General features: G+C 38.5%; 19 protein-coding genes. 10 read left to right on the top strand and 9 right to left on the bottom strand.

Annotated features, from left to right (window positions below; genetic code table 11):
• Positions 1–165 precede the first annotated feature (165 nt).
• The 4 genes from J2T03_RS12250 (at position 166) to J2T03_RS12235 (ending at position 4,270) form a co-directional block, all read left to right on the top strand.
• Positions 166–1,437: a Y-family DNA polymerase gene (locus J2T03_RS12250; RefSeq protein WP_307211475.1), complete on the top strand. Its 1,272-nt coding sequence runs from the start codon at positions 166–168 to the stop codon at positions 1,435–1,437.
• Positions 1,438–1,666: 229 nt separating this feature from the next.
• Entirely contained in the window at positions 1,667–2,527 is an 861-nt protein-coding gene (locus J2T03_RS12245) for a hypothetical protein (protein ID WP_306840672.1), read from the top strand.
• Between the two features lie 10 nt (positions 2,528–2,537).
• Entirely contained in the window at positions 2,538–3,350 is an 813-nt protein-coding gene (locus tag J2T03_RS12240; RefSeq protein WP_307211473.1) for a hypothetical protein, read from the top strand.
• An 8-nt stretch (positions 3,351–3,358) separates the two neighbouring features.
• Positions 3,359–4,270 (top strand): hypothetical protein, encoded by a 912-nt coding sequence (locus tag J2T03_RS12235; protein WP_307211471.1) that lies wholly within the window; start codon positions 3,359–3,361, stop codon positions 4,268–4,270.
• Here the strand turns inward: J2T03_RS12235 and J2T03_RS12230 are convergent, their stop codons facing one another.
• From J2T03_RS12230 to J2T03_RS12220, 3 genes are read right to left on the bottom strand one after another with little or no spacing between them, the layout of a single operon-like run.
• Positions 4,271–5,821, bottom strand: coding sequence for a tetratricopeptide repeat protein (locus J2T03_RS12230; protein ID WP_307211469.1), 1,551 nt, complete (start codon positions 5,819–5,821; stop codon positions 4,271–4,273).
• Positions 5,822–5,830: 9 nt separating this feature from the next.
• Complete coding sequence (locus J2T03_RS12225) at positions 5,831–6,442, bottom strand: YdeI/OmpD-associated family protein (RefSeq protein ID WP_307211467.1); 612 nt, start codon at positions 6,440–6,442, stop codon at positions 5,831–5,833.
• A gap of 3 nt (positions 6,443–6,445) precedes the next feature.
• Positions 6,446–7,579 (bottom strand): serine hydrolase domain-containing protein, encoded by a 1,134-nt coding sequence (locus J2T03_RS12220; RefSeq protein ID WP_306840662.1) that lies wholly within the window; start codon positions 7,577–7,579, stop codon positions 6,446–6,448.
• A gap of 101 nt (positions 7,580–7,680) precedes the next feature.
• Here J2T03_RS12220 and J2T03_RS12215 point away from each other — a divergent pair, with 101 nt between their 5' ends.
• A complete protein-coding gene (locus J2T03_RS12215) occupies positions 7,681–9,006 on the top strand; it encodes a M48 family metalloprotease (RefSeq protein WP_307211465.1) in 1,326 nt (441 codons plus the stop codon).
• Between the two features lie 25 nt (positions 9,007–9,031).
• Here the strand turns inward: J2T03_RS12215 and J2T03_RS12210 are convergent, their stop codons facing one another.
• Positions 9,032–10,561, bottom strand: a complete 1,530-nt coding sequence (locus J2T03_RS12210) for a hypothetical protein (protein ID WP_307211463.1) — start codon at positions 10,559–10,561, stop codon at positions 9,032–9,034.
• Between the two features lie 194 nt (positions 10,562–10,755).
• Positions 10,756–12,297, bottom strand: coding sequence for a glycine--tRNA ligase (locus J2T03_RS12205; RefSeq protein WP_307211462.1), 1,542 nt, complete (start codon positions 12,295–12,297; stop codon positions 10,756–10,758).
• Positions 12,298–12,528: 231 nt separating this feature from the next.
• Here J2T03_RS12205 and J2T03_RS12200 point away from each other — a divergent pair, with 231 nt between their 5' ends.
• Complete coding sequence (locus tag J2T03_RS12200; protein WP_307211460.1) at positions 12,529–13,224, top strand: pseudouridine synthase; 696 nt, start codon at positions 12,529–12,531, stop codon at positions 13,222–13,224.
• A 163-nt stretch (positions 13,225–13,387) separates the two neighbouring features.
• Positions 13,388–14,425 carry a quinone-dependent dihydroorotate dehydrogenase gene (locus J2T03_RS12195; RefSeq protein ID WP_307211459.1) on the top strand — a complete coding sequence of 346 codons (1,038 nt, stop codon included), beginning with the start codon at positions 13,388–13,390 and terminating at the stop codon, positions 14,423–14,425.
• 28 nt (positions 14,426–14,453) lie between these two features.
• Here the strand turns inward: J2T03_RS12195 and J2T03_RS12190 are convergent, their stop codons facing one another.
• A complete protein-coding gene (locus J2T03_RS12190) occupies positions 14,454–15,341 on the bottom strand; it encodes a hypothetical protein (protein ID WP_307211457.1) in 888 nt (295 codons plus the stop codon).
• Positions 15,342–15,357: 16 nt separating this feature from the next.
• Positions 15,358–16,602: a DUF445 domain-containing protein gene (locus tag J2T03_RS12185; protein WP_306840644.1), complete on the bottom strand. Its 1,245-nt coding sequence runs from the start codon at positions 16,600–16,602 to the stop codon at positions 15,358–15,360.
• Positions 16,603–16,758: 156 nt separating this feature from the next.
• Between J2T03_RS12185 and msrB the strand changes: the two genes are divergently transcribed.
• The 3 genes from msrB (at position 16,759) to J2T03_RS12170 (ending at position 18,479) form a co-directional block, all read left to right on the top strand.
• Complete coding sequence (gene msrB, locus J2T03_RS12180; RefSeq protein WP_306840641.1) at positions 16,759–17,196, top strand: peptide-methionine (R)-S-oxide reductase MsrB; 438 nt, start codon at positions 16,759–16,761, stop codon at positions 17,194–17,196.
• A gap of 136 nt (positions 17,197–17,332) precedes the next feature.
• A complete protein-coding gene (locus tag J2T03_RS12175; RefSeq protein WP_306840639.1) occupies positions 17,333–18,088 on the top strand; it encodes a murein L,D-transpeptidase catalytic domain family protein in 756 nt (251 codons plus the stop codon).
• Between the two features lie 10 nt (positions 18,089–18,098).
• A complete protein-coding gene (locus tag J2T03_RS12170; RefSeq protein WP_307211455.1) occupies positions 18,099–18,479 on the top strand; it encodes a hypothetical protein in 381 nt (126 codons plus the stop codon).
• Positions 18,480–18,555: 76 nt separating this feature from the next.
• Here J2T03_RS12170 and fabF read toward each other — a convergent pair whose 3' ends face one another.
• Both fabF and J2T03_RS12160 read right to left on the bottom strand, forming a co-directional pair.
• Positions 18,556–19,797 (bottom strand): beta-ketoacyl-ACP synthase II, encoded by a 1,242-nt coding sequence (fabF, locus tag J2T03_RS12165; RefSeq protein WP_307211454.1) that lies wholly within the window; start codon positions 19,795–19,797, stop codon positions 18,556–18,558.
• 2 nt (positions 19,798–19,799) lie between these two features.
• Positions 19,800–20,225 (bottom strand): PaaI family thioesterase, encoded by a 426-nt coding sequence (locus J2T03_RS12160; RefSeq protein WP_306840634.1) that lies wholly within the window; start codon positions 20,223–20,225, stop codon positions 19,800–19,802.

Here is a 20,225-nt window from a genome sequence, read left to right as displayed (position 1 = left end):
ATTAAGGGCGTACAAATTATAATGCTAATGCGACAAAACTTGACGTATTTGAAATGAATTAACTAGATCATATTCAGTGCGTTAAATATGATGTTAATTTTAAGATAAAACAAAATAATTATTTTTTAAAATGTAATTTTGCATTAAAATTACCAGTACCCTGTCATGTATGCTTTAGTAGATTGCAACAACTTTTTTGTTTCCTGCGAGAGAACTCTGGACCCGTCTCTTGAGGGGAAAGCTGTTGTGGTGCTTTCCAACAATGACGGATGTGTGGTGTCCAGAAGTAAAGAAGCTAAAGACCTCGGAATTCCCATGGCCGCTCCTGCCTTCAAATATAAAGACCTTTTCAAACAACATGATGTAAAAAGCTTCTCTGCAAAATTTGAGCTCTATAACTACAAAAGTCAACGCGTTATTGAGATTTCAAAATCATATGTCCTGGAATATGAAGTTTATAGCATCGATGAGCTGTTTTTAGAACTTTCAGGCTTTAAGTATATAGATATCCGCGATTATTGCCTTAAGATCAAAAATGAAATCTGGAAACAGGAAAATATTCCTGTAAGCATAGGAATTGCCCCCACTAAAACGCTGTGTAAAGTAGCCAACAGGATTGTAAAAGAATTTCCGGATCAATTTGACGGAGTTTATACCCTCGATACCCCCGAAAAAATTGCAAAGGCCCTAAAATGGCTCAATATAGGTGATGTCTGGGGAATAGGACGGAAACTTGCGGCAAAAATGAATGACAGCGGGGTTTATAAAGCCTGGGATCTCCTTCAGAAACCCGAAATGTGGGTTAGGAAAATCATGGGGATCCATGGTATAAGGATGATCAATGAGCTGAAAGGAATCCGTCAGCTGGAATTAGACAGCCCATCTCCTAAAAAGTCAATTGCAGTTACCCGAAGCTTTATGGAAATGCTTACCAAGAAAGAAGAAGTCCGGGAACGTGTAGAGACTTTTGGGATGTATTGCTCCGAAAAACTCCGTAAGCAAAATACATGCTGCCGGATGGTTACCGTTATTGTCCAGACCAATCGTTTCAGAAAAGACCTTCCCGAATATAAAAATGCAATGACGCAGATCCTTCCTAACCCTACCAATTCCTCTATCCTGATAGGACGAGTGGTGAACGAACTTTTTGAGGCTATTTACAGAGAAGGGTATCATTACAAAAGAGCAGGAGTTATTGTCAATGATTTTGTTCCTGAGAATGAAAGGCTGATCAGCCTTTTTGAAGAAGATACCCAAAACCAGCATCTTCCCGTTATGAGAGCAATGGATGCCATGAATAAAAAATTCGGGAAAGATAAAGTGCGTCTCGGAAGCATGAGCGGAGAAAACACATTCGGGCGGGCGAGACTTTCTCCGGAATACGAAGCATTCTTAAAAAAGAATACACTCCCTGAGGCCAATTTCAGGTTTCATTAATGTTAAAAAATTTCTGATAAATATACTTTCCGGTTAAAAAAAATGCACGCTTTTTTGAATTTTGACATCAGTATTTATTAAAATTCCGAATTTTGATATTGTTTAAATATTTGTAATACCAATATTATCAAAGGGTTAGGCTTTATTGCCCAATCCGTGTATTGTACAGGTGATTCACTTCAATCTATCTTTGCAGAAGAATTTTCACATTCTAAAAACCACAAATTACATGAAAAAAACAAACACATTGATGAAAAGTGTAGTGGCTGGAGGATGTTTTTTGATGAGTTTTACCAGTGCTCAAGTTGGTATTAATACATCAAGTCCTCAAGCCGTACTGCATACCGATGGTGCCAAAGATAATCCAGCCTCCGGAACCCCAACTTCTGCCCAGGCAGCTAATGATGTGGTGTTCACTGCCAACGGAGAAATAGGAGTGGGAACTCTTGCTCCTGCGGTAAAAATAGACGCACGGTCCGCTAATAATACAGATAACTCTATCGGAATAGGCGAGACTACCCAGACAGCATCTGTGGCAGGTTCAGGAGCGATGAGGTATAATCCGCTGAGTGGTGGAAAAATGCAGTATTCGGATGGAATTGTATGGCAGGATCTTATTTCTTCGCCTACAAAGGCTGTTGTAGTTGCTAATCTTCAGGCTGCCAATTTTGCGGTTAAAGTTCCTTATCAGGTTTCTACAGGAATCTCTGCATGGACAGAAATTTCTGACCCTACTGCTAATTTCACTCCCGGAACGGGTATTTTCACAGCGCCAAGAACCGGTGTTTACTTAATTTCTTTTACATATGATTTTGTAAGAATCCCTATTGTTTCAGGATATTTTTCCGAAGCAAGATATGTGGTGAACGGAAGTACTGTCGTTAAAAAATGTGTAAAATCTTTTTCGAATACTTCAAAGCAGGCACAGGTTGCAGGTTCATGTGTTGCCGGAGTACAGCTCAATAAAGGTGATACCTTCCAGCCACATATTTACCAGTCAGTTTATAACGGAAGCTTAAGCCTGCGGACAGATACCACTCCGGCCAGTAATGAATATGGTTTTGTAAATCTTTCCATTGTAGAACAATAACACACTTGATATGAAAAAAAGATTAGCAATTGCTTTAATGATAGGTGGAAGCCTATTTATTAAAGCACAGATAGGAATCAATATGTCTGCTCCCGAAGCAATACTTCATATAGACGGTCAGAAAAATACGGCTTTGGCAGTTCCGGCCAGCTATTATGATGATGTAGTCGTTACTTCTTCAGGAAATATGGGTGCCGGAACAAAATCACCTAAAGTAAGATTGGATTTAAGATCCGGTGAACGCCTGAATGCTTTAGGTATTGGCGGAACATCACAGACCGCTTCTGCAGCAAAAGCAGGGGCGATGAGGTACAATTCCGGAACACAGGATCTAAGCTACTCCAATGGAGCTTCATGGGTCACGTTGGCACATAAAGTCACCAGTGATTTCGTAGATGCTGAAAATTCTTCGGCACAGAGTTTCACCAGCGGAACACAGGTAGCTGTCACTAACTGGACAAAAAAGACAGATGTTAACGGCAGTTTTAATTCAGGAACGGGAGTTTTTACCGCTTCCAAAGCCGGGGTATATATTGTCTCTTTCACATTTTCACTGACTTCAGGCACTATTGCCAATGATTCACGCTATGAAACCCTTATTCAGACGAATTCCACCTCTTCAGCAACCAATAAAGTTTTCAAATGTGTAGGAAGCTATCCCGGGACCAATTCCCTTTCCAACCGTGTCGCGGGAAACTGTTCCGGGATTTTTAACCTTAACAAGGGAGACAATATCACGGTAAGCCTCAACCAGGCTTTAGGAACTGCAAAAACATTAGATACAGATGGTTCACTGACTTCTCTAAGTATTTTCGGATTATAAAAACAGGAATGATGAAAAAAAGATATTTAATAATAATTTTAGCATTAAGCTTCAATTTTGCACTTTCACAGGTTGGGGTTAATACACCGAATCCAGCAGGGATCCTTCATACCGATGGGCAAAAGGATAATCCCGTGTCAGGATCTTCATTTACACCTGCTCAGCAGGCTAATGATGTTTTGATTACGAATACTGGAAGAATAGGAGCGGGGACACACATTCCGGCTGTAAAAGTAGATGCCAGAAATTCAGGGGACGGAGCAATCGGTTTTGGAACGTCTTCACTTACAGCGGCAGCGGCAGACGAAGGCGCAGTTCGCTACAATACCGGAATGGAATATTCCAACGGGAACCAGTGGCTTCCTTTGCTTACCGCTCAGCCGGCAGCCAATAAGGTCATTGTTATCGCTGCAAAAACGGACAATACGGTAAAGCTGGCTTCCCCTGCTGCAGCTACCACTACAGGACTGCAGAACCGTGCGAGCAATTATCTTGTAGGCTGGACGAAAGCTTTTGAAAGTAACTCCGGAAGCAGTTTTAATGCTTCTACAGGAATTTTTACAGCACCCCGGAACGGAGTTTATGTCGCTTCTTTTACTACAGATCTGGCTCCTCTTGCCATTAATTATACAGCAGATCCTTTGAACCCGATTCAGATAGAAGCGATCTGGCAACTGTATGATAACACAGCAGGAGTACTCCCTGCCAATATTGTAAATACTGTAAAATGCGTGAATACCATGTCTTCAAACAGCAACGGAAATATCGATGCAGGAAGTAACTGTACAGCTTCTTTTTATATGACTACAGGACAGCGTTTGATGCCTTATATCTGGTTCAATTTAAATGGCTTAAATACAGCCGGTTTCTCACTGAATAATACCGGGGGCTATAATAACCTGACCATAGCGGAGCAGTAATTACGATATTCCTTCCAGAGCTTTGATGAATGCAGAAGGGTGTATTCCGGTTATCTTCTTGAATTCAAGGGAAAAAGCACTGTGAGAGGAGTATCCTGCAATTTCTGCGAGATGGTTGATCTTGTACTTACGGTATTGAGGATCCTCTTTTAGCTTACCAACAATGTAATTGATCCTCAGATGATTGATATATTGATTAAAATTGAAATTTTTATGCTTTCTGATAACTGCAGAGAGATATTTTGTGTTCACATTCAAGGTATGAGATACGTTGTAGCGTGAAATGTTTTTGTTGTTAAAGTCAAAGTTCTCTTCGAAGGCCTTTAAGCCTGCTAAAATGTGTTCCTCTGCTTCAGGTGAAATTTTTATATCAGCCGGAATGCTGTTTCCCGATTGATCTTCAGCTTCATGAAGGTCTTCTTCATACGCAATGGGAGTAATTCCCTGCTGATAAATTTGGGTGACAGTTTTTTTGTGTTTTTTTTTGAGGCTGATCATATTAAAAATAACCGCTCCCAAAAGGAGAAGCAGCATGATACAGGCTACAATCAGGCCTTTTGAGAGACTATGGCTTTTAATCAGTTGGCTGTCAAAATTCTCTTCCTTTTGGGTAAGGGTTTTATTGATGGCCATTTTCTGATTGTAAGCAACACTGTCTTTTAATTCAAGGTTTTCTAATTTATATTTCTGAACATTTTCAGGGTCCTTCAATTTTGTGTAGGCTTCCTCAAGGTTTTTTGTAATTTCTATTTTCTTTTCTGTAAAACCATATTGGCCGGCTATTTTTAAGGCCTTTTGAAAATATAGAACAGCACTGTCCTGTTTATTCTGCTGTAGATACGAGAATCCTATATCATGAAGAATATTGGATCTCAGATAATAATTGTCACTCCCAATCAGGGCAAGAGCCTTCGCAAAAAAAGACTGGGCCTCGTCAAATTTTTTAACTTCTGACAGGTTGTAACCCAGATTAGTATATGCCGAAACCAAGAGTTCGTTCCTTCTCGGAATGTTTCTGATCTGCTGATATTCTCGGATGGCATTTTTAGAATAAGATTCTTTTTTTTGATATTCATTCTGATTAAAAAGGATCAAAAAAGAATTGTAGATCATTCCCTTCAGCTCATGACCTTCATCCGTATTTTCGTTTTTTATTTCAGACAAACCTTTATTCAGGCTTTGTGAAGCTTCTTTTAACAGTCCAAGCTTCGCATACTGGGTTCCCTGCATCCTGTAGGCAAGCGCCTTTCCCGGGGCATAACTGTTCTCTGTGGAGATTTTCAGGGCTTTTTCCGCAAAATCAAGACTTCCTTTTGCATCTGATCTTAAATAGCTGTTGAATGATTTCAGATAATAAGCTTTAGCGATATAATGAGGCTGGTTTTTTCTCTGAGCAGAATCGATGATGATATTCAGGACAATTTCCGAGCTGTCCGGGTTTTTAGAAGCCAGGGATCGCGCATATCCATACTGTCTCTCAAAATCAAAATGTTGAGAGAATATAGAATTTGAAAATATAAGAAAGAGAAAGAGTGTAATTTTTTTCCCCATTTATTGTGTTTACTTTTTTTCGTATTTCCAGTTTCTGGATTTTCCTTCAGCTATCCATTCCAAAGACTGTTCCATTCTTTTATTTCTGGTCGATTCCGTTTTAGCTTCAGCAATCCAGTTGATATATTCTTTTCTGAATGAAGGGGATTTCTCTTCAAAAATTTTTAAAGCTTTTTTATTTTGCTTCAAAACCTTCTCAAAATAGTCAGGAATTGCAGTTTCTGTTTTTGCAGGAGCAGCTCTTTTCATGGTAACTCCCATATCTGTAAGTTCCATGGCCTCCTGAATTGCTTTTTTCAGCTGAAGCTTTGGAGGGAGATCTTCCATTTTGGTGAGTTTGCCTAAACTGAACATTGAACTTTCTTTGGCTGTTGTTTCAATTTCCTTTAAAGTTTTCATTTCCTGATGCAGCCAGAATCCCAGGCTGCAATATTGCTTGAAAGAAGTGATTGAGCAAAGAATCTTTCCTTTATACATGAAGGTTGGGAACTTCCATTTAATAGCTTCTTCCACATCAGGACAGACTTCATGGATGGTCTCACGAAGATAATTTAAGATAGGTATTGCAAAATCCGGAGATTCCTCAATATATTCATCGACTTTTATGTTGTGTTTTTCCATAGTTTATTGGAATAATGATACGGTTTCGTTGACAAGGAATCTTACCTGATCCGGTCTTCCCCTGTCATTTTTAGGATTATTGCTGTAGCTTCCGGTTCTTACAATGACCATATTGTGTTCGGGAACCATAATGATATATTGTCCCTGCAACCCAAGAAAGTAATAATGTTTAATGGGATTGTCATGATTGACCCAGAGGCCCATTCCATAGATCTTTTCAGATTTTTCCGTAGGTGTTCTCATCTGCTCAATAAAATCCGGATTGAGGATCTGTTTTTCACCCACTTTGCCGTTATCCAAAAACAGCTGTCCCAGTTTTGCATAATCTCTTGCATTGGAGTGGATGCAGCAGTATGTTTTTTCCATCCCGTAATGGTCCGTACTCCATGAGGCATTCTGTTCCATTCCCATCGGGATCCAGAATTTTTCTGATAAATAGCTTGCTAAAGTCTGGTTCAGGGCTTTTTTCAAAGCAAATCCGAGGAGCTGGGTAGAGCCGCTCTGGTATTCAAATCCGGTACCGGGTTCTTCTTTAAACTTTCTTGAAAATACAGCTTTAATAAGATTTTTGCCATAATAGGCTTTTGCATTCGGTAGAAAAGGATTATTATAGTCTTCATCCCAGTCGAGTCCTGCTTCCATCCGGGCTAAATTTTTAAGGGTGACATCACTTCCGAATTGTTTTTCTTTAAATTCTGGATAAAAGTCAGAGAGTTTTTCATCAATACTTTTAATGATGCCTTCTTCCAAAGCTTTTCCTAGCAGCATAACCGTAACAGCCTTTGCCATAGAGAAAGAATTGGTCTGTGAAAGCTGGTTATAGCCGTCCCAATACTGTTCATGAAGGATCTTTCCATTTTTTATAACAACAAAAGCGGCTGTTTTGGAGTGCTTTAAATTTTCAATTATATTGTCAGGCAGTTCCTGATGGTTGTATTCAGTATCTTCAGTCCATAATTCCGGCTCGTCAGTAGCGATGAGGTTTCCGGGGAAGAGCTTCCCGTCGTCGATATGAGCGCTTGATTTTCCTTTGAGATACGTTTTGGAAATTCCGCTGAACAAATAATCGTATCCTAAAAGATAAACTGCGGCTACCCCTACAGCTGCTCCGCCTATTACATATTTTAATGCCTTCATATGGTTATGAATATCAGTCTCAAACAAATTTAAAATAATTTTGATAAGAAAATGAGAAAGAAACAGTAAATAAACTATTTTTGCGATTAATGATGAAAAATATGACCAGAAAACTTATTGTATTCGTGTTTTTCATTTTTTCAGTGATGGGAGCTGCCCAGACCTATAAAATGATCGACACCGCAGACTATTTGCAGAGAAAAGAATTTTTAAAAGGCTTTGCCGGAAATAACGAGGTTTTTATTAAAAAATTAAGATCACAGTATTCCGGGAAGACAGGTTCAGAATTATCTAAAATTTACAAGGAATTCGGAACTGATTTTGAGAAGCAGGTAAAAAACAAAGATTTTATTTTCAAGTCTGAATTTGAAACTGAAATAAAAAGCCTGATCCAGCGCCTCAAAAAAAACAATCCGAATATTCCCCAGGACCTGAAAATTTTAGTGGCAAGAGATAACACTCCCAATGCTTACTGTCTTGCAGACGGTACTTTCGTGATCAATATGGGTTTATACAACTGGCTGAACAGCGAAGACCAGATCGCAGCAGTGATTACCCACGAATTAGGGCATAAAATAGACGAACATTCGCTTAAAACATTCTTAAACATTATTGAGCAGGATCAGCTGGATAAAACAACTGTGCAGAATCTGAAAGAAACAACGGTAAAACGCAGTCAGAGCCAAAACCAGAAAGCCTTTGACATCCTTAAAAACCGTGCTTATAAAAAAGGAGTCGAAAGAAGAAAGCAGGAAATGAAGGCAGATTCGCTGGGTTATGTGATCTTTAAGAGCAGTGATTTTAAGAAAGCTGAATTTGTCAATGCACTTCAGCGCCTGCAGGATTTTGATACGATCTCTCCGCGTGAATTAAAAGTGGATACGTATAAAAAGCTTTTTGATCTTCCCAAGCAGGCTTTCAACGAAAAGTGGATGAAAAAAGAGGATTTCTCACTGTACAATTATAATTTTTACAAAGAAAAGCTGGATAAAGATTCCCTGGCATCACACCCCGAAATGTCCAGAAGAATCGAGAAGCTCAAAAAAATATTTACAGAGCTGAAAGTATCCGCAGGACCGGAAAAAGCTTCTGAGACTTTTACAGCACTAAAGAAAATGGCGAGAATGGAAATCCTTCCCAATTATTTTCACTCTGAAGATTACGGGTTGGGGATCTATGTATCCATGCAGTTTCTGCAGGATGGGGAAGAGGAAAAATATTATAAAGGCTGGCTGGGAAAATGCTTTTCTAAAATATATGAAGCCCGAAAAAATTATAATCTCAACCGTTATCTGGACAGGATAGAACCTAAAAACCAAAGCGAAAGTTACCAGCAGTTCCTTAGCTTTATGTGGAATCTGAGCCTTGATGACATTAAAAATATAGCAGATTTTTACCAGAACAGCTACCAAATAAAAGAATCCTGATGCATCATCAGGATTCTTATTTTTTTTAATAGTTCAGCTTTTCCAAGCGGATCTTGTTGAATTTTTCCTTTTCATTATACTCTCTGAGAAGAATATAACCTTCTTTTCCAACGTATGGCGTAACGGCGTAATTGTCTTTTTCAGAAATAGGAATGATTTCCTGTTGGAACTTTCCGTCAATAACCGTGTTGATGAAAAGATTCCATTTTTTCTGTCTGGTAACTTCATCTTTCTGATAGTCACGGTAAAAGAAGACAACATCTTTTCCTCCGTTGAGGTATTGGGAGAAAAGATAATCGCTGTTCACCCACTTCGTTTTTTCTTTTTCAAAAACTTTTACATTTTTGATCTTGAAATCTTTATCCGTGTAAATATAAACGAGATCTGTAGTTTTAGGCGCATTGTACTGGCCGGCAGGTTTGTATTTTTCGGTAAGGATACCAACGCTTCCGTCGTTCATAAAATACATATCCTTGGTCTGAAGCATATAGCCGCTTTCTACCATGCCGTTCGCATTGATCTTCGGAAGGAATGATGCAAAGTCCGGCTTGAAATTGATCTCTTTCGTATCTACGGTAAAATCAGATTTATTTACCATCATTCTGGCGTAGCCTATAAAATCATATTTGGAAAAATTTCTTCCCAGTAAAACAATCTTGTCGTCAAATGTTTTATCATTGTCAAGGCTGCCATAGCCCAGAGAAAAACTGTCGATGAAGTCAATCGTCGTATCAGAAAGCCCTGTGATAGGCTTATTGGCGGCTTCTTTTCCTGTTTTCATATCGATGGCAACAAGACTGAAAGATTTTTTATCATCATCCTCCTTTTTCATGATGCAGTACATATAATTCTCATCTCTTTCCAGTACGGATAAGGTGGAAAATACCTTTTTGTTCCCATCGGTATTGTATTTATACCTCCAGAGTTCCTTTTTGTTGTCATCAAATTTAATGATGCTGTTATTGTTCACATATTTTCCGTAGTCTTTGTATTCTATAGCAAAATAACCTCCTTCCTTTACTTCTCCTACAGCGGAAACATAATTATAGCCCTTTTCCTTTTTCTCTTCACGGTTTTCCTTGCGCTGTGCTTTCCAGTTTTTAGGTTCATTAATCTCCTTGAATGTACCGTCCTCTAAATAATCGTAATAAACTTTTCTTTTAATGGTATTGGTTTTCGGATCTATCACCATAGAAACCGGTGTGAAGACCTCCCTGCTTTTTACCAGGGAATAATCCATCATGGAAGGTTTTAAAATGATCTGCCCCTTAAAATCAACATAGCCGAGATAAGAACCGGCTGTAATATCTCCTTCAAACTCTTTGTTGGCAACAGGGTTAAGGTTTTTATCAAGGATTACATATTCGAATTTCTTAGTCTTATCGCCTGCTTTTCCGTAAGAGTAAAGAGAAACATAACCGTAAAGATTATCTTTATCATCGAACAGTGCATTCATGCCTACATGATCGCCGGCTGCAAGTGCTGTAAGGTCTTGGGTCTGGGAATAGGATAACGTCTGGAATAATCCGAAGAGCAGAAAATATATTTTTTTCATAATTATTATTTTTCCAAAAATAATAAATTAAGACATACACCGGACAAGTTTCATTTTCTTTATTGAAATTAGAAAGCAAAAAAGAATCTGAACTTTCTGTTAGATCTACGGGTGTTTAAAAAATATTCAGTATTTAACAAATAGCACAGGCGCCTATAAAGAATAAAAAAGCCCCAATCCTGGGGCCTTTTAGTTTATATTTTAGAAAGTAAATTTCTGAAATTTGTTTTCTCGTCGATAATTCTTCTTAATTCTGAAACAGGTACTCTTTCCTGCTTCATTGTGTCCCTGTCTCTTATTGTAACCGTATGGTCTGTTAAAGAGTCGTGATCGATGGTGATACAGTAAGGAGTACCGATGGCATCCTGTCTTCTGTAACGTTTTCCGATGGCATCCTTTTCTTCGTAGAATAAGTTGAAATCATATTTCAGATCATTGAAAACCTTTTCTGCGTATTCAGCAAGACCGTCTTTTTTCATTAGCGGAAGAATTGCTGCTTTAATTGGTGCTAAAGCCGGAGGTAAAGATAGAACTGTTCTTTCTGAACCGTCTTCCAATACCTCGTCTCTCAGACAGTGTGAGAAGATGGAAAGGAATAATCTGTCTAAACCAACAGAAGTTTCCACAACGTAAGGGACATAGTTTTCGTTTCTTTCAGGATCGAAGAACTGAAGCTTTCTTCCTGAAAATTCCTCATGAGCTTTCAAATCGAAATCCGTTCTCGAGTGAATCCCTTCCAATTCCTTAAATCCAAATGGGAAGTTGAATTCAATATCAGCTGCAGCATTGGCATAATGCGCCAGTTTTTCGTGATCATGGAATCTGTAATTTTCATTACCTAATCCAAGAGCTAAGTGCCAGTTCAGGCGTTTTTGCTTCCAGGTTTCATAGAACTCCAGTTCAGTTCCCGGAGCTACAAAAAACTGCATTTCCATCTGTTCGAACTCACGCATTCTGAAGATAAACTGTCTTGCAACAATTTCATTTCTGAATGCCTTACCGATTTGAGCAATACCGAAAGGAAGCTTATGACGTGAAGTTTTCTGAACATTTAAAAAGTTAACAAAGATACCCTGAGCTGTTTCCGGTCTCAGATAAAGATCCATCGCGCTGTCTGCAGAAGCTCCTAATTTCGTTCCGAACATCAGGTTGAATTGTCTTACTTCTGTCCAGTTTTTAGAACCGGTATCAGGATCAGCAATCTCAAGCTCTTCAATTAAAGCTTTTACGTCAGCAAGATCTTCATTTTCCAGAGATTTTGCCAATCGGGAAAGAATGGCCTCTCTCTTTGCCCTGTATTCCAAAATTTTTGGATTTGTAGCTTCAAATTGAGCCTTGTCAAAAGATTCACCGAATCTTTTGGCCGCTTTTTCAATTTCTTTATTCTCTTTATCTTCAATTTTTGCGCAGTAGTCTTCTACCAGAACATCTGCTCTGAAACGTTTTTTAGAATCTTTATTGTCAATCAGTGGATCGTTGAAAGCGTCTACGTGGCCTGATGCCTTCCATGTGGTAGGATGCATAAGGATCGCCGAATCAATGCCGACAATATTTTCGTTAAGCTGTACCATAGCTTTCCACCAATATTGTTTGATATTGTTTTTTAATTCGGCACCGTTCTGTCCATAATCATACACAGCGGATAAACCGTCATAGATCTCACTGGAAGGAAAAATAAAACCATATTCTTTAGCGTGAGAAATCACTTTCTTGAAAACATCTTCTTGCTTTGCCATAATTTTTTTTACGTCTGATGTGCAAAAATAGTGAAAATGTAGGAAGATGGGAGCGGGAAGATGGAAGTTTTTATTATGTAGAAAATTAGAAGCCAGGAACCTGCTTTTTCTACTCACTATTTTTTTGGATTTGGTGCGGCGGCGGAGCCGCCGCACCAAATCCAAAAAAATGAGCTCAAACATGCCGCTCAATCAGGGCTAAAATCATCCGGAAATTTCTACTTTTGTCCCATGTTAGAAATTCTTTATCGCGACGAGCATATTATTGCCATCAACAAACCCAGCGGATTACTGGTTCATAAATCTTTTTATGCAGGAGAAGCCGATACTTATGCCATTCAGGAGTTGAAGAAACAGATTGGACAAAAAGTGTTTCCTGTACATCGATTAGACCGAAAAACTTCAGGTGTTTTGCTGTTCACTTTAGATAAAGAAACATTGAGAATGATGAGCGATCAGTTTGCATCGCGGGAAGTCGAAAAAAAATACATAGCCATTCTTCGTGGATGGACGAAAGAAGAAGAAACTATCGATTATGATTTGATTAATGAAAATGAAGTCAGGCAGAATGCAATCACTTATTATCGTCGTTTACAGACTTCAGAAATCAATTTACCTTTTTTAAAACATCAAACTTCCAGATATTGTCTGGTAGAAGCTATTCCTGAAACGGGACGATTTCATCAGTTGAGAAAACACTTTAAACATATTTTGCATCCGATTTTAGGTTGTCGGAAACATGGTTGCAATAAACAGAATAAGTTGTGGCTTCAAACATTTGACATCAATAAAATGACGCTTCACGCTTATCAATTGATTTTTAATCATCCTGTTTCTAACGAAAGAATTACACTAAATGCCACTATAGATGAAGAGTTCAAAAAAGTAGGATATATTTTGAATTTCGATTTGAGTGCGTATTCTTAAGATTTTAATTAATTTGTTGGTTAAACCTTTGCGTTAAAAAACATCTCTCTGATTTTGCAGATGATTATGTTTATAGATAATACTTATAAAATATTTTGATAAAATATTATAGGTTAACCGAACATTAATTTTAAATTGAGTATTTTTGTAAAACTTTTTTTCAATGTACAAAAGTATCATCAGACCCATTCTCTTCAAATTTGACCCCGAGGAAGTTCATCATTTTACATTTTCAATGCTTAAAAATTTTGGATTTCTTACCAAACTATTTTTACCCAAACCTATTGAAGACAAGCGTCTGGAAAGAGAAGTTTTCGGATTGAAATTTAAAAATCCTGTAGGATTGGCTGCCGGTTTTGATAAAAATGCTGTTCTGTTTAATGAATTGGGAGATCTTGGTTTCGGATTTGTAGAAATAGGGACCGTAACGCCAAAAGCTCAGGCAGGAAATCCTAAGAAGAGATTATTCCGTTTAATTGAAGACGGGGGAATTATCAACAGGATGGGGTTTAATAATGATGGTCTTGAAGCAGCGATCGAAAAACTGAAATCCAACAAGGGGAAAATAATCATCGGAGGAAACATTGGAAAAAATACCAATACCACCCCGGAAAATTATACCCAGGATTACCTGGACTGTTTTGAAGGTCTTCACCCTCATGTTGATTATTTTGTACTGAATGTGAGCTGCCCGAATGTGGGAAGCCATGCCAAGCTGGAAGATGTGGAATATCTGCGTGAGCTGATTACTGAAGTAAAGAAAATCAATCAGTCAAAATCTGTACAGAAACCCATATTGCTGAAAATTGCTCCGGATCTTAATAACAATCAGCTAGATGAAATTGTAGAGCTGATTGCAGAGACAAAAATTGACGGTGTGATTGTTTCCAATACCTCTGTCAACCGGGAAGGTCTGAAAACCTCTCCTGAAGTTTTGAAACAGATAGGAAATGGCGGATTGAGTGGAAAACCTATCCGTGAAAGAAGTACAAAAATGATCAAATACCTTTCCGATAAAAGCAACAGAGCTTTCCCAATAATTGGGGTAGGAGGAATCCATAGTGCAAAAGATGCTATCGAGAAGCTGGATGCAGGAGCCACACTGATCCAGTTATACACCGGATTTATCTACGAAGGCCCGGAACTGATCAATGAGATCAATAAAGAACTGTTAAAAAGAGCCAGCAGGCTTCCAAGATAAAAAGAAAGAGAGCTTAATGTTCTCTTTTTTATTTTGACTTTGCAATTGATGCATTTTTAATGTCAACGGTAAAGGTATAGGCAGGAGAAGATGAAGATTTATTGATTTTATATTTTAAGATTTTCCGGTCCTGGGATTTTGTCTCGGTGGTATCATAAATATTTTCCATACAGCTTTCAGTAAGGAATTCTTCATAGTTTTTATAATTCCAGTCTTTGGTAAAGTACAAAATTCTGTAGCCTTTTTCACCTTCACTGGCCCCGCATCTCCCACATGCGTTAAGGTTGGATGAATGCTCAAAATACAGAAGGATCCGGTTTCCGTTTTCTCCGGAAGCATACGAAATGAGCCGGTTTCCTCCATGTTTATTAATGAAATCAAATGTATTGATCTTTTTGTTATTGGGTAATGTCAGGTAATTATTATAACGGTAGATCATATCATTGCCTGTAAATAACTTGGCAGGTTGAGCTTTTTTATTCAAATAAAAATTACCCGAGATTGAGTTTTCTTTAGGGTTATCCTGCTCAAAGACAATATACTCTTGGGGAGAAAGAGTTTCTGCTATTTCATTAGCTTTCTCCACTTTTTGGGGTGAAGTAATCTGATCTTTAAATACTTTTGAATTTTGCTTTTGCTTGCTTCCAAAATTATATAAAGAAAGTTTTCCGTAATCGTAAATACCGGTCAGAGGTATTTTTTTCTGATATTTATCGTAATAATACCATCCGTCTACAAAATACTGATACAGGCTGCAATCTGCAATTCCGGCAAAATAAAGCTGCATGGTAACGGGCATTCCTGCGATCTCCCCTTTGAAAACCTGTGAGGAATCCGTTACTGCCCTTAATTCAACTTTCTGGCATAAACAGAGGGTAAAAAGGGGAATAAACAAAGTGATTAATAGTTTTTTCATGGTTGATTGAATAATTTTAGAGAAAGAAATTGGCGATGGTGTAGATAATCAGCCCGACCAGTCCTCCAACGAGCGTTCCGTTCACCCGGATAAACTGCAGGTCTTTTCCCACTTCCAGTTCCATTTTTTCGCTTAATTCTTTGCCCTGCCAGTTTCCTACGGTGGAGCTGATGAGGTTCCCAAACTGATGGGTGTTTTTAAGGATATATTTATATGCCGTCACCCTTACCCAATGATCTATTTTATTCTGAAGATTTTCATCCGTTTTTAAATTTTCAGAAAACTCATTAAGGTTTTTCGTAAGGTAATTTTTTAGGGAAGATTGCTCATCCTGTAATTCCTTCATCAAAGTTTTCTTAATGGAAATCCAGATATCATTAGAGTATTCATCAAGTTTATCATTTTTCAGAAGGCCATTTTTGATGGTTTTAAATTCATCATCCCATTTCGGATCTTCCTTCAGGTCGGTAGAAAAATCATGGATCTTCCGGGTAATCAGATTTCGGATTTCATGGTCAGGATCTTCTTCTATTTCCCTGAAAAAATCCGAAAGTCCACTGGAAATTTTATCTGCAATTTTATTATCAACAAAAGAAGGAATGAATGAATAACTCCCTTTCTGTACGCGGTCTTTGATCATTTCATCATTTTCGATGATATAATCTTTGATTTGTTTGGAAAGATTGGTAACAATTCTCTGATGGTCATTTTTTTCAAGAATGTAGCTGATACCGTTGCCCACTACTTTATTAAGCTTGACATCATCCGTCATTTCAGATACTTTTTTGCTGATAAACTGGCTCACAGAAGTATCATCAAGTTTATTGAGAATATCCAGAACAATATCAGAAATATTCCGGATGAGGATCTCCTGGCTTTTTTCTTTTCCAAGCCATTCCCCAACGAAATTCGAAATTTTAAGCTTCTGAATATAAGGGCGGATATTCTGAGGTGAAAGGAAATTGCTCACCACAAAGCTGCCGAGATTATCACCCAGCCTCTGTTTACTGTTTTCAATAAGGTTCGTATGCGGAATAGGAAGCCCAAGCGGATGCCTGAAAAGAGCAGTCACAGCGAACCAGTCTGCCAAGGCCCCAACCATTGCAGCCTCGGAAAAAGCCCTTACGTAGCCAAGCCAATGAGATGGATTCGACTTCTGAAGTAGGGTAGTGGCGATAAAAATAACGGCCATCAGGATAAATAATCCGGTGGCAAACATTTTATATTTTCTCAGCTGTTTTCTTTTCGCTTCGTCATTCATATTCTCAAATTTACTAAATTTGGTAATGAAACCATCATCTTAAACCCGTATGAAATTCAGGACTAAAATTTACAATGAAATTTTTAGTTTTTATCATAATTATTAACCTTTTTGCAGGCATGTCCGCAGAAACCTAAGTTTATTAAAACACTTCCTATGGAAAATAAAGAAGCAAAAAACAATCCATACTATTCCAGAACCGACACTTCAAAACTTGATATTTCTAATGATGAATGGAAAAAAATCCTTGCCCCAGACTTATATGCCATCGCCAGAGAGGCAGCTACGGAAAGAGCATTTACCGGAAAGTATAATGAATTTGATGAAATTGGAGATTATTATTGTGCAGTCTGCGGCAATCATCTCTTCCGTTCTACGTCAAAATTTGCGAGCAGCTGCGGGTGGCCAAGCTTTTTCGAGGCAGATAAAGAAGGTGTTTATTACAAGAGAGACACGGCATATGGAATGGAAAGGGTAGAAGTGCTTTGCAAACGGTGTGACTCCCATCTTGGACATGTTTTTGATGATGGCCCGAAACCTACAGGATTGCGTTATTGTATGAATTCCGTAAGCCTGGAATTTGTTGCAGATTAGCAAAAATAAAGGCTTTAATTCACAAAATCAGGACGTTAAAGTTTCTTAAATTCAGTTAAACTTTGTGGACTTATAAGTGTCTGGTAATTATGTTTTTATAATTTTGCCTCACTAATTTGGAATTTAATATTATTGAATGAAAGGAATTTATAGTGTATTAGGCCTGGTTTATATGGTCACGACTTCATTCTATCTTTCGCCGGGAAAGGCAGTAAAGAATGAGAATGTCAATACAGCAAAAATTGAAAAAGTAGCAGACACGAAAACTGAGAAGACCGCTGGTACAGCATCTTCATCAGAAGAATTGTACAAATCAATTCCATTTGAACCTGAACATGAACTTAATTATGAAGTTTTCGCAAAAGCATTAACAGGTTTTGAAAATTTAAAAAAAGCAGGATTGCTGAATCAGGACTCGCATTTATTGACTATCTGCGATTTTTCTATGTCTTCGAATACAAAGAGACTTTGGGTAATTGATACCAATGAGAAAAAGGTACTGTTCAATTCACTGGTAGCACACGGAAAAAATACAGGCGAAGAATTTGCGACGAATTTTTCTAATACGGAAAGTTCGCTGCAGACCAGCTTAGGGTTTTATATCACGGATGCCACTTATCAGGGAGACAACGGATATTCTTTGAAATTGCTTGGAATGGATAAAGGTTTTAATGATGCTGCCTACAGAAGGGCTATCGTGATGCACGGAGCAGATTATGTAAGCGATGAATTTGCCTCCATGCACAAAAGAATCGGAAGAAGCTGGGGATGTCCGGCAGTACCAAGATCATTAACACAGCCGATCATTAATACCATAAAAGGACGGAACTGTCTTTTCATCTATTATCCCGATCAGAATTACCTTTCCTCGTCAGAATGGTTAAAGTCATAATCATCTGAGAATGGAGAATGCTTCAGAATTTATTTCTGCTTTCAGGCTGATGAATAACCCTGATGGAACAAGTACCTTCGAAAAAGGGAAAATTCCGACTTTAAAGCCGATGAATATTACCACTTTTTGGATAAGCACTATAGTTGAAGAGTGGCAGAAAGCAACTCATCCGGCTCCAAGAAGGCAGTATGTAGTAACATTAAAAGGGAAAATAAAGTTCAAAGTAAGCAACGGCTCTACATTTCTTATTGAACCCGGAATTATCCTTCTGGCCGAAGATACTAAGGGAGAAGGCCACAGCTGGGAGATGATAGAAAGTGAAAAATGGGAGAGGCTTTATATTCCGATTGCTGATCATGCAGAAGACTATTTTATTGCTGATGCCAAGTAGAAAACGGGTTCAAAATTTCTTAAAATTAATTGATAAAATAAAAAAGCAGTCAACCAGACTGCTTTTTTTATATGATTTATTTGAATTTCTTGAAAACCAGAGTTGCATTGTGCCCTCCAAAACCAAAGGCATTACTTAATGCAAAATTGATCTCCTTTTCTTTAGCTTCTCCAAAAACGATATTCACGTCTTTCGGGATATTTTCATCAATATGATGCAGATTGATGGTAGGAGGAATAATTCCTTTTTCCACAGCTTTGATGGAAAGGATTGCTTCCGCGGCACCGGCAGCACCCAATAAATGTCCTGTCATAGACTTTGTGGCACTGATATCAAGATTCTTATTTCTTCCGAATAATTTACTGATTGCTTTCAGTTCCACCAGATCTCCAAGAGGAGTAGAGGTAGCGTGAGGATTAAGGTAATCAAGATCTTCAATATTGGCCCCTGCTTCTTTCATTGCCAGCTGCATGGCTTTAATTGCACTGATTCCCTCCGGATGGGGTGCAGTCATATGATAAGCGTCGGCGGTCATAGCAGCTCCAGCCAGCTCGGCATAAATTTTAGCTCCTCTTGCTTTGGCGTGCTCATATTCCTCAAGGATCAGAGCGCCGGCACCTTCACCCATCACAAAACCATCTCTGTCTGCATCATAAGGGCGGCTTGCTGTGGCGAAATCATCATTTCTGGTAGACATCGCTTTCATAATTGAAAACCCGCCTATAGAAGCAGGTGTGACAGCCGCTTCAGAACCTCCACTGATGATTACTTTTGCTTTTCCAAGACGGATATAGTTGAACGCATCCATTAATGCGGTATTTCCTGTTGCACAGGCTGAAATAGTGGTATAATTGATTCCCTTCAGCCCGAATTTCATGGAGATCATTCCCGAAGCCATATTGGCGATAAATTTAGGAACAAAGAAAGGATTGAATTTCGGTGTTCCGTCTCCCTCTGCATAATTCATGACCTCTGTTTCAAATGTGATCATGCCGCCCTGACCGGTTCCCCAGATAACACCTGTGTCGAAAGGATCCATTTTTTCCAGTTCAAGCCCTGAATCCTGGATTGCCTCGGTGGAAGCATACATTGCATATTGTGAAAATAAGTCGCTTCTTTTTATTTCGTTGTGGGTCAGATGAACTTTCGGATCAAAATTTTTCACCTCACAGGCGAAGTGTACTTTAAATTTTTCTGAATCAAAATGGGTAATTAAACCCGCTCCACTGACTCCGTTAATACTGTTTTGCCAAAAATCTTCGACATTGTTCCCCAAAGGCGTCACTGCGCCCAGTCCTGTAATGACAACTCTTTTCATACCTAGTTATTAATTTTGAATAGATTAGAGGTTCCCCTGGCAATCAGTCTTGTTTTGTCTGCATTCCATATTTCGCATTGCGCATTGACAAACTGCCTGCCTCTTTTTATAATTTTCGTTTCGGCTACAATATTATCATTTTCTTTTGCAGTTGAAAAATAATCGATCACATTATTGATGGTAGTGATAAAAGAATTTTCATTCAGGGAGAACATTGTGGCTCCAATAATATCGTCAATGATGGCTGCTGTTACTCCGCCATGAAGATTGCCGATCGGATTAAGCCATTCCTGTCTCACGGTATATTTGAATTCGAGATGTCCTTCTTCTGCAGAAACTACAATAGGATTGAGCCATTTCATAAACGGTGAAGGCGATTGGTCAAATTCCTTTCCGATGAATTGCTGCAGTTGTGCTAATCTGTCCAT

This window comes from Chryseobacterium lathyri (assembly GCF_030812195.1).
GTDB classification, from domain to species: domain Bacteria; phylum Bacteroidota; class Bacteroidia; order Flavobacteriales; family Weeksellaceae; genus Chryseobacterium; species Chryseobacterium lathyri_A.
The sequence above is the reverse complement of the archived record's forward strand: the minus strand, read 5'-3'. Positions and strand labels throughout refer to the sequence as shown.

What these genes read in the sequence shown, in the direction of transcription:
- J2T03_RS12250 (WP_307211475.1), top strand. Translation starts at nt 166, where the DNA reads ATGTATGCTTTAGTAGATTGCAACAACTTTTTTGTTTCCTGCGAGAGA.
- J2T03_RS12245 (WP_306840672.1), top strand. Translation starts at nt 1,667, where the DNA reads ATGAAAAAAACAAACACATTGATGAAAAGTGTAGTGGCTGGAGGATGT.
- J2T03_RS12240 (WP_307211473.1), top strand. Translation starts at nt 2,538, where the DNA reads ATGAAAAAAAGATTAGCAATTGCTTTAATGATAGGTGGAAGCCTATTT.
- J2T03_RS12235 (WP_307211471.1), top strand. Translation starts at nt 3,359, where the DNA reads ATGATGAAAAAAAGATATTTAATAATAATTTTAGCATTAAGCTTCAAT.
- J2T03_RS12230 (WP_307211469.1), bottom strand. Translation starts at nt 5,821, where the DNA reads ATGGGGAAAAAAATTACACTCTTTCTCTTTCTTATATTTTCAAATTCT.
- J2T03_RS12225 (WP_307211467.1), bottom strand. Translation starts at nt 6,442, where the DNA reads ATGGAAAAACACAACATAAAAGTCGATGAATATATTGAGGAATCTCCG.
- J2T03_RS12220 (WP_306840662.1), bottom strand. Translation starts at nt 7,579, where the DNA reads ATGAAGGCATTAAAATATGTAATAGGCGGAGCAGCTGTAGGGGTAGCC.
- J2T03_RS12215 (WP_307211465.1), top strand. Translation starts at nt 7,681, where the DNA reads ATGACCAGAAAACTTATTGTATTCGTGTTTTTCATTTTTTCAGTGATG.
- J2T03_RS12210 (WP_307211463.1), bottom strand. Translation starts at nt 10,561, where the DNA reads ATGAAAAAAATATATTTTCTGCTCTTCGGATTATTCCAGACGTTATCC.
- J2T03_RS12205 (WP_307211462.1), bottom strand. Translation starts at nt 12,297, where the DNA reads ATGGCAAAGCAAGAAGATGTTTTCAAGAAAGTGATTTCTCACGCTAAA.
- J2T03_RS12200 (WP_307211460.1), top strand. Translation starts at nt 12,529, where the DNA reads ATGTTAGAAATTCTTTATCGCGACGAGCATATTATTGCCATCAACAAA.
- J2T03_RS12195 (WP_307211459.1), top strand. Translation starts at nt 13,388, where the DNA reads ATGTACAAAAGTATCATCAGACCCATTCTCTTCAAATTTGACCCCGAG.
- J2T03_RS12190 (WP_307211457.1), bottom strand. Translation starts at nt 15,341, where the DNA reads ATGAAAAAACTATTAATCACTTTGTTTATTCCCCTTTTTACCCTCTGT.
- J2T03_RS12185 (WP_306840644.1), bottom strand. Translation starts at nt 16,602, where the DNA reads ATGAATGACGAAGCGAAAAGAAAACAGCTGAGAAAATATAAAATGTTT.
- msrB (WP_306840641.1), top strand. Translation starts at nt 16,759, where the DNA reads ATGGAAAATAAAGAAGCAAAAAACAATCCATACTATTCCAGAACCGAC.
- J2T03_RS12175 (WP_306840639.1), top strand. Translation starts at nt 17,333, where the DNA reads ATGAAAGGAATTTATAGTGTATTAGGCCTGGTTTATATGGTCACGACT.
- J2T03_RS12170 (WP_307211455.1), top strand. Translation starts at nt 18,099, where the DNA reads ATGGAGAATGCTTCAGAATTTATTTCTGCTTTCAGGCTGATGAATAAC.
- fabF (WP_307211454.1), bottom strand. Translation starts at nt 19,797, where the DNA reads ATGAAAAGAGTTGTCATTACAGGACTGGGCGCAGTGACGCCTTTGGGG.
- J2T03_RS12160 (WP_306840634.1), bottom strand. Translation starts at nt 20,225, where the DNA reads ATGGACAGATTAGCACAACTGCAGCAATTCATCGGAAAGGAATTTGAC.